Source organism: Lactobacillus sp. CA30L, from assembly GCF_059900845.1.
The window spans coordinates 1-398 of record NZ_JBWXGB010000035.1; the positions used below are offsets into that span (position 1 = coordinate 1).

The 398-nt window shown below is 35.4% G+C and carries 1 pseudogene; it reads left to right on the forward strand.

Annotated features, from left to right (window positions below):
* Positions 1–266, forward strand: a pseudogene (locus tag AC2JF8_RS09345) (DUF1116 domain-containing protein); the annotation flags it as partial.
* Between the last annotated feature and the right edge of the window lie 132 nt (positions 267–398).

Sequence of the window (398 nt, forward strand, 5' to 3'; positions counted from 1 at the left end):
TGGCAGAAGCATTGAATTATTCAAAAGAAATGCTGGAAATTACTACGAAAGAAAATCCCAATGTCACGATTCCTGTTTTAGATTTTATGGGGATTCCTACAGGCATCGATGTCTTAAAAGTCTTAGAAACAGGGATGCTGCCTGTCATTAATACTGCTATTGCTCATAAAGAACCAGGGATTGGTATGATTGGCGCTGGATTGACTAATCCGCCAGCGAATGTCTTTAACGAGGCATTAAAAGCTTTAGTAGCTACAATAAACTAATTTCAAAAACTTAGTAAAATGTCATTTTTTTGGAGCGATCATATGAAAAATAAATTGATCAATTACGAAGCCGTTTTAGCTCTTGTTGTAAAAATCTTTTTGGGAATGTTCCTGTATTGGATCATGAATGAC